Annotated in this window: 10 protein-coding genes; 2 read left to right on the top strand and 8 right to left on the bottom strand. The window is 58.0% G+C overall.

The window, feature by feature from the left end; all coding sequences use genetic code 11:
* Positions 1-2 precede the first annotated feature (2 nt).
* From N8E88_RS07105 to N8E88_RS07130, 6 genes are all read right to left on the bottom strand, one after another.
* Complete coding sequence (locus tag N8E88_RS07105; protein ID WP_262291280.1) at positions 3-401, bottom strand: type II toxin-antitoxin system VapC family toxin; 399 nt, start codon at positions 399-401, stop codon at positions 3-5.
* Entirely contained in the window at positions 398-637 is a 240-nt protein-coding gene (locus N8E88_RS07110; RefSeq protein ID WP_262291281.1) for a type II toxin-antitoxin system VapB family antitoxin, read from the bottom strand. Before N8E88_RS07110 ends, N8E88_RS07105 begins: the two co-directional genes overlap by 4 nt.
* Before the next feature lie 77 nt (positions 638-714).
* On the bottom strand, positions 715-2,343 hold the full coding sequence (locus N8E88_RS07115) for an ABC transporter ATP-binding protein (RefSeq protein ID WP_262291282.1): 1,629 nt from the start codon (positions 2,341-2,343) through the stop codon (positions 715-717).
* Positions 2,318-3,457, bottom strand: coding sequence for an ABC transporter permease subunit (locus tag N8E88_RS07120; RefSeq protein ID WP_262291283.1), 1,140 nt, complete (start codon positions 3,455-3,457; stop codon positions 2,318-2,320). The genes N8E88_RS07115 and N8E88_RS07120 overlap by 26 nt, the downstream gene beginning before the upstream one ends.
* Positions 3,450-4,373, bottom strand: a complete 924-nt coding sequence (oppB, locus tag N8E88_RS07125) for an oligopeptide ABC transporter permease OppB (protein WP_114431018.1) — start codon at positions 4,371-4,373, stop codon at positions 3,450-3,452. Before oppB ends, N8E88_RS07120 begins: the two co-directional genes overlap by 8 nt.
* A gap of 238 nt (positions 4,374-4,611) precedes the next feature.
* Complete coding sequence (locus tag N8E88_RS07130; RefSeq protein ID WP_262291284.1) at positions 4,612-6,210, bottom strand: peptide ABC transporter substrate-binding protein; 1,599 nt, start codon at positions 6,208-6,210, stop codon at positions 4,612-4,614.
* Positions 6,211-6,892: 682 nt separating this feature from the next.
* Between N8E88_RS07130 and N8E88_RS07135 the strand changes: the two genes are divergently transcribed.
* Positions 6,893-7,843, top strand: coding sequence for a TIGR02281 family clan AA aspartic protease (locus N8E88_RS07135; RefSeq protein WP_262291285.1), 951 nt, complete (start codon positions 6,893-6,895; stop codon positions 7,841-7,843).
* Between the two features lie 3 nt (positions 7,844-7,846).
* Here the strand turns inward: N8E88_RS07135 and N8E88_RS07140 are convergent, their stop codons facing one another.
* Both N8E88_RS07140 and N8E88_RS07145 read right to left on the bottom strand, forming a co-directional pair.
* Positions 7,847-9,472, bottom strand: coding sequence for a cisplatin damage response ATP-dependent DNA ligase (locus N8E88_RS07140; RefSeq protein ID WP_262291286.1), 1,626 nt, complete (start codon positions 9,470-9,472; stop codon positions 7,847-7,849).
* Positions 9,472-10,488, bottom strand: a complete 1,017-nt coding sequence (locus tag N8E88_RS07145) for a ligase-associated DNA damage response exonuclease (RefSeq protein ID WP_262291287.1) — start codon at positions 10,486-10,488, stop codon at positions 9,472-9,474. Before N8E88_RS07145 ends, N8E88_RS07140 begins: the two co-directional genes overlap by 1 nt.
* A gap of 108 nt (positions 10,489-10,596) precedes the next feature.
* On the opposite strand from N8E88_RS07145, the gene N8E88_RS07150 reads away from it, so the two are divergent.
* Positions 10,597-13,113: a ligase-associated DNA damage response DEXH box helicase gene (locus N8E88_RS07150; RefSeq protein ID WP_262291288.1), complete on the top strand. Its 2,517-nt coding sequence runs from the start codon at positions 10,597-10,599 to the stop codon at positions 13,111-13,113.
* Positions 13,114-13,115 lie beyond the last annotated feature (2 nt).

Raw genomic sequence — 13,115 nt, forward strand, 5'->3', positions numbered from 1 at the left:
GCTCAGGCGATCTTTATATCGGTAAAGGGAAAATCGTTGCCCTTGCACAATAGCTGCAGGTCATGCGCCTTGGCGCAGGCATAGGCGAAGCAATCACCCATGTTGAGAGCGGCCTTGTGCCGCCCGCGACCAAAGGTATTGAAGGCCTGGACGGCATTCCTGCCGATGTCGGCGGTGATGTCCAGGACTCGTGCCTGAGTGGCGCTCATGAAGTCATCGACCATCTCCTGTGCCTCATCGATGGGACACACCCGTTTTCGGGCGAGGCCCGTCACGGCTTCATAGAGCGCCATAGGTGAGACAAATACTGTCGAGGCTCCTGCCAGGCGAACCGCCAGCGACGAGGCATCAGCTTCTTCATCAAGGATGGAAATTATTGCGGATGCGTCGACGAATATCATTCGTCACCGGAAAGCTCATCGAAAAACGCTTTATCCGCTTCAAGGCCAGTCTTCGGATAGGACCTGTAACGAGCGGATATCTCAGCCAATTTTTCTATGAGCGGCGTCTTGTCCGCAATGCGATCATACTCATGTACGACGGCTTCGCGGATGGCCTCCGTCAGGCTGGTATTCTTCAGTTTTGCCAAGCGCCTGACGGCTTCGTCGGTCGCCTTGTCTTTTATGGAAAAGGCCATTCTATATCTCCGCGTCTATACGTATAGACGAAACTGTCTATAAAATGAGCGTTTCCCCTATCAAATGCAAGACCCTATCACTCGAGATCGAACGCAGCTGCCATAAGCGTCTTGGTATAGGTGTCGTGCGGCGTATCGAAGATATCCTCCGTTTCGCCTTCCTCGACGATCTTGCCGTTCTTCATCACGATCACATAATCCGACATCGCTTTGATGACCGCGAGATCGTGGCTGATGAAGATGTAGGAGAGGCCATGTTTTTCCTGCAAATCGCGCAGGAGCTCGATCACCTGTCCTTGCACCGATCTGTCCAGCGCTGACGTTGGCTCATCGAGGATGACGACTTTCGGCTTCAGGATCATGGCGCGGGCGATGGCGATGCGCTGACGCTGACCGCCGGAAAACTCATGCGGATAGCGGTTGCGCGCGGCCGGATCGAGCCCGACCTCCTTGAGCGCCGCGATGGCGCGCTTGTCCCGTTCGGCACGTGACAATTGCGGCTCGTGGATACGCAGACCTTCGGTGATGATCTCACCGACAGTCTGCCGCGGCGACAAGGATCCATAGGGGTCCTGGAACACCAGCTGCAATTCCTTGCGCAGTGGCCGCATGGCCGAGCGGTCGAAATTCGAGATGTTCTTGTCGCCGAAATGATAGTGGCCGCTGCTTGGCAGAAGCCGCAACAGCGCCCGCCCGAGTGTCGATTTGCCGGAACCGGATTCGCCGACGATGCCGATGGTCTGTCCGCGTTTCAGCCGGACCGTAACGCCATCGACGGCCCGAAAAAGCTTGGTAGCCCTGGTGAAGAACCCGCCGCCAATGGCGAAGTCCACCGCCACATTGCGGCCCTCGAGGATGATGGGCGCGCTGTCCTCCGGCGGCTCCTTGGTACCGCTCGGCACGGCATCGATCAGCATCCTGGTATAGTCTTCCTTTGGATGCTCGAATATTTGCTCGATATTGCCACGCTCCACGACTTCGCCGCGACGCATGACGATGACGCGATCGGCGAAATGTTTTACAATGCCGAGATCGTGGGTGATGAGCACGATCGCCATGCCAAAACGCTTCTGCAGTTCTCGCAGCAGATCGAGGATCTGCGCCTGGATGGTCACATCGAGAGCCGTGGTGGGCTCATCGGCGATGAGAAGATCCGGCTCATTGGCGAGCGCCATGGCGATCATGACACGCTGGCGCTGGCCGCCGGACATTTCGTGCGGATAGGAATTGATGCGGCGCTCGGGATCAGGAATCCCGACGAGCTTGAGCAATTCAAGCACGCGCACCTTCGCCTGTTTGAAGCTCACCCCCTTGTGATGGACGATGGGCTCGGCGATCTGCCGCCCGATCGTATAGAGCGGATCGAGCGAGGTCATCGGCTCCTGGAAGATCATTGTGATCTTGGCGCCGCGCACCTCGTTCAAGCCCTTGAGCGGCAGACCGATCAGCTCCCGGCCGCGATATTTGGCCGAGCCGGTAACGCGCCCATTGTTGGCCAGGAGGCCCATGATACCCATCATGGTCTGGCTCTTGCCGGAGCCGGATTCGCCCACGACTGCAAGCGTCTCGCCCGGCTTTACATCGAGATCGATGCCTTTGACGGCCTTGACGTCGCCGTCCGGCGTGGTGAAGTCGACCTTGAGGCCGCGTACGGACAATACATTGGCTTGCATATCCATCTCAGCGGTCCTTCGGGTCGAGTGCATCGCGCAAGCCATCGCCGATGAAATTCAGCGAGAACAGCGTAACGACGAAGAAGATGGCGGGGAAAATCAGATACCATGGCGACGACTGCATCTTGTCGGCACCTGCCGAGATCAGTGCGCCCCAACTGGTGAGCGGCTCCTGGACGCCGAGCCCGAGGAAGGAGAGGAAGCTTTCGAGCAGGATCACTTTCGGTACCACTACCGTGACGAAGATAACCACAGGTCCAATCGTATTCGGAATGATGTGACGGCGGATGATCTGCCAGTCCGTCAAACCGAGGGCCTGCGCCGCGCCGATGAATTCACGCCGTTTCAGGGCTAGCGTCTGGCCACGCACGATACGGGCCATGTCCAGCCATTCGACAGCGCCGATCACGAGAAAGATCAGAATGAAACTCCGGCCGAAAAACACCACCAGAACCACAACAAGAAAGACGAATGGCAGCGAATAGAGGATTTCTATGAGACGCATCATGACATTGTCGACCCGGCCGCCCAGATAGCCGGATATGGCGCCATAGATGACGCCGATGAACAGCGATACGAGGCTGGCGAGACAGCCGATCGTCAGCGAGATTTGCCCGCCGAGCATGACACGGGCCATCAGGTCGCGGCCATTTTGGTCGGTGCCAAAAAGGAAATATTCGCGCTTGACGTCGCCCGTCAATTTGAGTGTCTTGCCGTCCTCTTCGGTGGCGGTGACCTGTGTATTGTCGAACTCGTTGGCGCGGTCGAAATAGCGGGTCGAGCGCGGATCGATGGCCTTGTCCGCGTGGATCGTCGCGGTAAACGTATTGCCATCCACCGCAAACTCACGGAGTTCAACGCGGGCCCGATCGGCAACACCCTTGATCACGTCGCCGAGAGTGTCGGCCCTGGGCAAGGGCTCCAGGCTTGGCGGGACGTTGACGTAGGACGGGAAAACCTCGTCATATTTATGACTGATGACGTAGGGTCCGAAGAAGGAGAACAGGGTGATCAGCAACAGCACCACGCAGCCGGCCATGGCTGCATAGTTGCGGCGGAAGCGGATAACTGCGAGCTGGAACAGGCTGCGCCCTTTGGATTCTTCAGGCGGGATGATTGTGGTGGGGATACCGCTCAGATCAGTCATGGCGAACCCTCGGGTCAAGAAGGCCGTAGAGAATATCGACCAGAAGATTGAAGACGATGACGAAGATCGCGACGAGAACGACAGTTCCCATGACCAGCGTATAATCGCGATTGATAGCGCCCAGGACGAAATATCGACCAACGCCGGGAATGGTGAAAATCGATTCAACGACGGCAGAACCCGTCAACAGCGCCGCGGCGCACGGCGCAAGATACGACACCACCGGAAGCAGCGCACCCCGCATGGCGTGGGTGATGACGACCACGCGTGGCGGCAGTCCATAGGCGCGTGCGGTGCGGATGTGATCCGTGTGCAGCCCCTCGATCATCGAGCCGCGCGTCAGCCTTGCAAAGACGGCGAGCTGCGGCAGGGCAAGGGCAATCATCGGCAGGATGAGAAAGCGCCAGGAGCCGTCACCCCAGCCACCTGCGGGCAGCAACGACAGCAGCACGGCGAAAACCAGCGTGAGGACCGGACCGACAACGAAGTTCGGCACCGTAACGCCGACTGTTGCGATGGACATGATGAGGAAATCGAGAAAACTGTTTTGCCGGAGGGCGGCAATCGTGCCGATAAACACGCCGCCAAAAAGCGCCAGCAACAGCGCGTAGGAACCGAGCGTGATCGAGTATGGCAAACCCTTGCCGATCAGTTCAGCGATCGTGTTGTCCTTGTAGATGTAGCTCGGGCCAAAATCGCCGGTGACCGCATTCTTCAGATATTGCAGATACTGGTTCCACAGCGGCTGATCGAGATGGTAGGCCTTCATCAGGTTTTCCATCGTCGCCGGCGGCAGCGGCCGTTCCAGATTGAAGGGGCCTCCTGGCGCAAAACGCATGAGGAAGAAGGATAGCGTGACGACAATGAACAGCGTCGGCACTGCACTCGCCAAGCGGCGAAGGACAAAATGGAACATCGAGTTTAACTCTTCCTGTTGACGTGCCCGTCAGGGTCCTGACCCTAGGCGCGCTCACACGATAATCCCCAGAGAACTGCGTTCCGTTGCAAACTTCAAGAACTTCCATTCGCCCGTCTCATGACGAGAGGGGGCGGGAGAATATTCTTGATCTGATTTGTCTGGCGGAAAGCGAAAACATGGGGCCTGAGCATGTGAAATGCGCAACCCGGATAATCCGGATTGCGCATGTTCGTTCTTATTCCTTGATGCTCAGATACTTGCTCAGATGTTCGTTGTTACCGTTGTCGCCCCAGCCTTGAACCTTGTCGGCGACGAGCCAGAAATTGGCGTCGTTGACCAGCGGAGCAATCGGCTGGTCGCGCATTAGCAGAGCTTCGGCTTCGTGCAGGATCTTCGAGCGGGCTGCCGGGTCGCGTTCCTCGTAGGATTTCTTCATCAGCGCATCGAATTCCGGATTTTCATAGTGTCCGTAATTGAAGGTCTTGTTGCTGCTGACATTAAGGTTGAGGAAGTTTTCGGCATCAGCATAGTCGGCAGTCCAGCCGGCGCGCGCGACATTGAATTTTCCGCCTTCCTGCAGGTAGGCGTAATGGGCGCTGATGTCGAGATTCGTCAACGTTACATTGGCACCGAACGTCTTCTTCCACATGTCGGCAACGGCGGTTGCTGCCTTCTGGTGGTTCGGATTGGTGTTGTAGCGGATTTCGATATTCAAAGGCTTGCCGCCTTCGCCATATCCGGCTTCCTTCATCAGCTCCACTGCTTTGTCTTCACGATCAAGCTGGGACATGCTGGCAAAATCGGCCTTCGAGGGTTCACCATAGTTTTCGAGACCCGGAGGAACGAGCGAGTAGATCGGCATTTTCGAGTCGTTGAAAATATCGTGCGAGAGGAATTCGCGATCGACCGACATGGAAAGTGCGCGACGAACACGGACATCGTTGAAAGGCTCGGTGCGTGTATCGAAAGGATAGTAGTATGTGGCGAAGGCAGGTGTCACATGAACCTGTTTTGCATTCGCCTTGCGCAAGCGGTCGATCTGATCGGTGGAGAAGTTATAGACGAGGTCGAGTTCACCGGCTTCATAACGGCGGACAGCGGCAGCCTGGTCTTCCTGCGGGTAGAAGATGACCTTGTCGAGCTTGACGTTGGCGGCGTCCCAGTAGTTTTCGTTCTTGAGCACGGTCAGGTGATCGTTCGGCACGTGTTCGGTAAGCTTGAACGCGCCATTGCCAACGAGCTTGCCCGGCTTGACGAAATCAGCGCCGTTCTTTTCGAAGCTTGCCTTGTTGATCGGGAGCGCTGTCTGGTGCGACAGAAGTTCGATGAAGAAGGGGGTCGGGCGCTCCAGCGTGATCTCGAGCGTCTTGTCGTTGATTGCCTTCATGCCAAGCTGATCGACGGGAACTGTCCCCTTGTTGATCGCTTCGGCATTCTTGATGGGATAGAGAATGTTCGCATAGCCGGCTGCGGTCTTCGGATCTTCGACGCGGCGCATTGAGAAGATGAAGTCTTCGGCAACCACTGGCGATCCATCGGACCACTTGGCATTATCGCGGATCTTGAAGGTGTAGACGGTGCCGTCATCGGACACGGTCCAGCTTTCGGCTGCGCCCGGCACGATCTTGCCGTTCGCATCGTAGACGGTCAGGCCCTCATAGAGGTCCTTAACGATGAAAGCTTCGATATCGATGGAAGTCTGCGACTGGTCGAGGGTCTGCGGCTCGCCGCTATTGCCACGATGGAGCACCATTTCGGCCAAGGCGGGGCTTGCGCCCAACATCAGCGATCCGAGCAGCAATGCCGCACGGAGATTGAGTTTCATTAAGGTCATTTTTCTGTTCCTTCCCCTCTAAGAGAATTGCGAAGGCATGAACAAAGGCCAAAAAATGGCCAAACGCAAGCAGGGGCTAATGCTTTCGTAGTAATATTTTTTCGAAGAGGGGATTACGGTAACGTCAACGAATTGTTGCACTATATGGACCAAAGCGAGATTTAGCGCCGTTTTTGGCTTGAAATGCGGCATTCTCGACTCGTATGACAGTCATATCGGAATTTGTGGAAAACCCGGCTGGAACACCTAATGACTGGACGCAGGGGCCGACGAGGGCATTCTCGGTGGCGCCGTGCACCGGAGCGTCTTGGGGGCTGGCGAGCAGCCACTGAAAATCAAGATTCCAGTAAAAATTATTGTATGGAGAACTATTACAATATTGCTTTTCGTTGCCGGAAACAGTTTTCTGTCGTCTGCCTCGGATCGATGCGTCTGTTTAATTCATATTGAAAGCGATTTACATGCTCAAGGCGGAATGGGAAGATAGAAACGGTGGCAGGTTGCCCCCATCAAACATCTGGAAAGAATACTTAGCCATCATCTTTGTTGTTATTGTTGTCGCGGAGCTGGCGCAGCAGTCTATCTGGGTTCCGATACTATCCTGGATAAGTTCGGACAGCTTGCTGGAACTAACCCTGACCCGGTATCCGAGACCTTTTATTCCCGTCTGGAGATCGAGCCGTTGCCCAGTGCAGTTGTTAACCGCAATCCGATGGCCGGGCATATTGCGGTCCTGCTTCGTGAACCTTGTGACTGGAACGCAACGTACGAATTTGCAGGCGCCTTGCAGCAAGCGGGCTACCAACGCGAGGCTGCGAAGGTATTCCAGGCCTATTCGGCTAAATGTCGGCCATCTGATGTTGCACTCTACCGTGCGGCCGACATTCTCTATGGATTGAGTGACTTTCCAGCGGCCATCAAGGTAACGGACGATTTGCTCGCTATGTCCCCGGACCTGCCGCAATTCCACTACCTGCGGGCGCAGATACTCCAGGGCACCAAGCGCTACAAGGAAGCGATTGACGCTTACGACTCTACGATTGGTTTGGCGGAAGATATCAACTCGATCAACAGCGAGGTCTTTCGCCAGCTTTCAGCCAGTTATGCGGCTTTGGGCGACTATTGCGAAGCAATTACCCCTATCCAGACCTGGATGGGGCTAGATCCCGCGGCGAACGATACACAACGCACGCGGAAAATTCTCAAGGATTACAGCGCGAAAGGCAAATGCGAATTGTCTCACGCAACGGGAAGCGATCGCTTTCCAACGCAAGGGCAGAATGTGATCACGGCCAAGGTGATGATCAACGGCGTGCCGGGAATCTTCATTGTCGATACCGGCGCGAGCTTTGTCTCGTTGTCGAAGAAGTTCGCCGAGCGCGCGAAACTGCCCCTGTCCGGAAATTACTCTATCCGCATGCAGACAGCCAACGGCATAGCGATGGCGCAGCGAAGCTCGATTTCCAAGGTTCAGATCGGCCGGATTTCGGCGGAAGGTGTAGCTGCGGTGGTCATGGCCGCAGGGGAAGATGCCGGCGACGGCATTGACGGATTATTGGGACGTTCGTTCTTATCCCGTTTCGATGTGAGCTTTGGCGAGAAAGAATGGCGCATCGAAAGCAAGAAACAATAGGAATCATTCCGCTGTTTCTGAATCACGCAGCAGGGCTTCAAGCGTTTCCAGCCGGTCGGCTTCGATGGGCGGCTTGTCCCAGCGCAGGCGCGAAATGCGCGGGAACCGCATGGCAACGCCGGATTTGTGCCGCTTGGAGCGGTTGAGGCCTTCGAACGCCACCTCAAGCACGAGGCCATGTTCGGGTTCGGCCCGCACGGAGCGCACGGGGCCGAAACGCTCGGTCGTGTTGTTGCGCACGAAAGCGTCAAGCTGCTTCAACTCTTCATCGGTGAAGCCGAAATAGGCCTTGCCAACGGGAACCAGTTGCGGCTCGCTTTCCGGTCCTGTCCAGACGGCGAAGGTATAATCGGAATAGTAGCTCGAACGCTTGCCATGGCCGCGCTGCGCATAAACAAGCACGGCATCGATGATGAAGGGATCGCGCTTCCACTTGAACCACGGACCTTTTGGCCGACCCGGGACATAGGCCGACGAGCGCTGCTTCAGCATCAGCCCTTCGATGATCGGATGCGGCGGGTTCTTGCGCAGTTCGACGAGGTCCTCGAAGTTTTCGAAAGGAACCAGCGGCGAAAGGTCGAAGCGCGTCGGCTCCAGCTGTTTGACGAAGAATTCGAGGCGGGTGCGCCGTTCCGCAAACGAAAATGCGCGGATATCCTCCTTGCCGTCAAAAAGCAGATCGTAGAGCCGGACAAAGGCGGGATGGCTTTCAAGCTGCTTGGCCGAGACGGTCTTGCGGTTGAGGCGTTGCTGCAGGTCGCCGAAAGCGCCGATCTCGATCGCGGCATCGACGCTGCGCGCGACGAGCAATTCGCCGTCGAGCGTGCCTTCGAAACTCATGAAATCCGCAATGTCGGGAAAGGCATGGGAGATATCGTCGCCGGTGCGCGAATAGATACGGCATTTTCCGCCCTCAGCCGTCAGTTGCACGCGAATGCCGTCCCACTTCCACTCGGCGGCGTAATCCTCCGCATTGATTCTGGCATAGTCCGGTTCTTCGAGCGGTGTCGACAGCATCACCGGGCGGAACGGCGCCGCGGCCAGGCTTTCCGGCTTGTCGGCAGTCTTTTCAAGCCAGGCGAATAACGGCTGGTAGGGCGGCTTCAGGCCATGCCATAGCTCTTCGATCTCGGTGACATCGACTTCGCCGAATTGTGCCAGCGCCTGTTTGGCAAGCCGGGCCGAAACCCCGATGCGCATGCCGCCGGTGACGAGCTTCAGCAGCGCGTAGCGGGCGGAGGCGTCGAGCTGGTCCAGCCATTTTTCAACGAGGCGCACGGCGTCGCTGCGCGAAGCATGTTCCAGAGAAGTGACGATATCGCCGAGCGTCGGCACGGCATTGGCACGCAGCGGTTCGTCGGTTGACCAGACCAGCGAGATGGTTTCTGCAAGATCGCCGACATAGTCGTAGGAATAAGCAAAAAGCTGCGCGTCCATGCGCTCGGCAATCAAGGCGCGGATCATCGCAGGCTTGACGTTGGCTATGTTGAGATCGCCGGTGATGGCGGCAAGCGCAAGGCCCCGGTCCGGATCAGGCGTATCGCGGAAATAGTCAACGAGGAGCGTCAACTTCCCGTTGCGCGCAGGCGTCAAAACAAGGCGATCAAGGAGTTGGGCAAATTCCTCCATCAATCGCCCTCGTCTTCGTAGCCAACGAGGTGCAAGGGCCGTGCGGCGAAATCGTTCAGCTCGCACCAGCGCACCAAAGCTTCCTCGCGTCCGTGGGTGACCCAAACTTGGGCAGGTCCAAGCTCGGTGATCGTGCCGGTCAACTCGTCCCAGTCGCAATGGTCGGAAAGAATGATCGGCAGCTCGACACCGCCCTGGCGCGCCCGCTGGCGAATGCGCATCCAGCCCGAGGCAAAGCATGAGACCGGATCGGGAAAACGCCTCGCCCAGCGATCGAGAAAGGCCGAGGGAGGCCCGATGACGATAGCGCCGGCGAAATCCTGCACGCTACCTGTCTCGGTCGTCGCCGGTGCCAGAGATCCGAGATCGATGCCTTGCGATTGATAGTAGTCGCAGAGCTTCTCGAGTGCGCCGTGGATATAGATCGTCCGGTCGTAGCCGGCATCGCGCAGCATACGGATGACGCGCTGAGCCTTCCCCAGCGCATAGGCGCCGACGAGATGCGAGCGCTCGGGAAACTGTTCGACCGATTTGAGCAGCTTGGCGATCTCGTCGCGGCTGTCGGGATGGCGGAATACGGGGAGCGCGAAGGTTGCTTCGGTGATGAAGACGTCGCAAGCGACGGGTTCAAAACCGAGGCATGTCGGATCGGCGCGGCGCTTGTAGTCTCCGGAGGCGACGATACGCATGCCATCCTTCTCCACAGCGATCTGCGCCGATCCGAGCACATGGCCAGCCGGGTGAAAACTGACGCTGACGCCATTGACTTCGATGGATTTGCCAAGCTCTGCAGCCTGTGTTTCGCCGGCGAAATTCGCGCCGTAGCGCAAGCCCATGATGTCGAGTGTCTGCTGCGTTGCCATCACACTGCGGTGACCGGAGCGGGCATGATCGGAATGGCCATGGGTGATCAATGCACGCTCGACGGGACGAACCGGATCGATATGGAAATCACCGGCCGGGGAGTAAAGGCCGGCGGGCGTCGAACATAGCAGAGCTTCGGGACGTTTCAGCAAGACATTCCTCGGGTTTACCACCTAACGAACATAGGCCGCATTTGGCTCCGCGCAATCCTGACAAACAATGTCTTGGCGCTTTGAGGCCGCACAACTACATTCGCCCCAGTGAGCACCATTAAACCACTCGCCGAGATCGGCACCCCTCTTCTGCCGCCATCCTTCCTGAACTGGTTTCAGGCGAAGGGCTGGTCGCCCCGCGCGCATCAACTGGCGCTGGTGCAGGAATCGCAACAGGGAAACTCGACCCTTCTCATAGCGCCGACAGGCGCGGGCAAGACGCTGGCTGGATTTCTGCCGGCGCTGGTCGATCTGGCGCAGCGCGGCAAGAGCAATGCTTCGAGCCGCGGCATCCATACGCTGTATATCTCGCCGCTGAAGGCGCTGGCTGTCGATATTCATCGCAACCTGGAAAAGCCCATCTCGGAGATGGGCCTGGATATCTCGCTCGAGACGCGCACCGGCGACACGCCCGCCTATAAACGGCAGCGGCAGAAACTGGCGCCGCCGGATATATTGTTGACAACGCCGGAGCAGCTGGCGCTTCTGATCGCGGCCAGGGATGCCGGGCGGTTCTTCGAGGATCTGCGCTACGTGATCTTCGATGAATTGCATTCCCTCGTTACGTCCAAGCGGGGCCACCTGTTGTCACTCGGATTGGCAAGGCTGCGGCGCCTGCAGCCGGGCGTGCAGACGATCGGACTTTCCGCTACGGTCGCCGACCCGGATGGGTTGCGGCGCTGGCTTCTGCCACAGACCAGCGATGCGCCAATGGCCAGTCTTGTCACCGTGGAAGGCGGCGCAAAACCGCACATCACCATTCTCGAATCGGACGATCATGTGCCATGGGCCGGTCATTCGGCGGTCTATGCGCTGCCTGGCATCTACGACGCGATCAAGCGGCACGGCACGACGCTGATCTTCGTCAATACGCGCAGCCAGGCGGAGCGGCTGTTTCATGATCTGTGGATGGCGAATGACGACAATATGCCGATCGCGCTGCATCACGGCTCGCTCGATGTCGGCAAGCGCCGCAAGGTGGAGCAGGCCATGGCGGCCAATGCCTTGCGGGCGGTGGTCGCGACATCGACGCTCGATCTCGGCATCGACTGGGGCGATGTCGATCTCGTCATTCATGTCGGGGCACCCAAGGGCGCGAGCCGCCTCGCGCAGCGCATCGGCCGCTCCAACCACCGCATGGACGAACCCTCGCGCGCGATCCTCGTTCCGGCCAACCGCTTCGAGGTGATGGAATGCCAGGCGGCGCTGGACGCCAATTATACCGGTGCGCAGGATACACCGCCACTGGCTGACGGTTCGCTCGACGTGCTGGCGCAGCATGTGCTCGGCATGGCCTGCGCCGAGCCGTTCCGGGCAGACGATCTCTACGCAGAAGTGACCACCGCCCTGCCCTATGCGGCGCTGCCACGCGAGACTTTCGATCGCATCGTCGATTTCGTCGCGACCGGCGGGTATGCGTTGAAAAGCTATGAACGCTTCGCCAAGATCAAGCAGACCGCGGATGGCACCTGGCGTGTGACCCACCCGCGCTTTGCCCAACAATACCGGTTGAATGTCGGTACCATTATAGAGGCGCCGAGCCTTAACGTGCGGCTCACCCGCCAGCGCGGCAAAGGCGGCAATGTTCGAGGTGGTCCGGTGCTCGGCAAGGTGGAGGAGTATTTCGTCGAGTCGCTCAGTCCAGGCGAGACCTTCTTCTTTTCCGGCCGTGTGCTGCGCTTCGAGGGTATTCGCGAGAACGAATGCATTGTCACGAACGCTGAAGGGTTCGACGCCAAGATACCATCCTATGAAGGAGGTAAATTTCCTTTGTCTACCTATCTTGCAAGCCAGGTTCGGGCCATGCTGGCAGACCCCGCGCGCTGGGGAGCATTGCCTGATCAGGTCAGTGACTGGCTGCGTATCCAGAAGGAGAAATCCGTGCTGCCGCAGCCGGGCAGCCTGCTTGTCGAAACGTTCCCGCGCGGCGAGCGATCCTACATGGTGATCTATCCGTTCGAGGGCAGGCTGGCACACCAGACGCTGGGCATGCTGCTCACCCGTCGGCTGGAACGCGCCAAGGCGCGGCCGCTCGGCTTTATCGCCACCGACTACGCCGTATCGATCTGGGGGCTGCGCGACATGGGGCGGATGTTCCAAAATGGTGAACTGCCGCTGTCAGAGCTCTTCGACGAGGATATGCTGGGGGACGATCTCGAAACCTGGCTGTCGGAGAGTTTCATGTTGAAGCGCACCTTCCGCAATTGTGCGCTTATCTCTGGCCTGGTTGAAAAACGTCATCCCGGACAGGAAAAATCCGGACGGCAAGTGACGGTTTCGACCGACCTGATCTACGACGTGCTGCGCGAGCACGAGCCCGATCACATCCTGATCCAGGCGACGCGCGCCGATGCCGCAACGGGTCTTCTCGACATTCGGCGTTTGAGCGATATGCTAAGCCGAATCAAGGGTCATATCGTTCACAAGAACCTCGACCAGATCTCGCCTTTTGCCGTTCCCGTGATGATGGAGATAGGCAAGGAACGTGTTCCCGGTGAAGCGCATGAGACGCTCCTGGAAGAGATCGCCGACGAACTGACCCGGGAAATGATGGATCATAAATGACG

This window comes from Phyllobacterium zundukense, from assembly GCF_025452195.1.
GTDB lineage: Bacteria > Pseudomonadota > Alphaproteobacteria > Rhizobiales > Rhizobiaceae > Phyllobacterium > Phyllobacterium zundukense_A.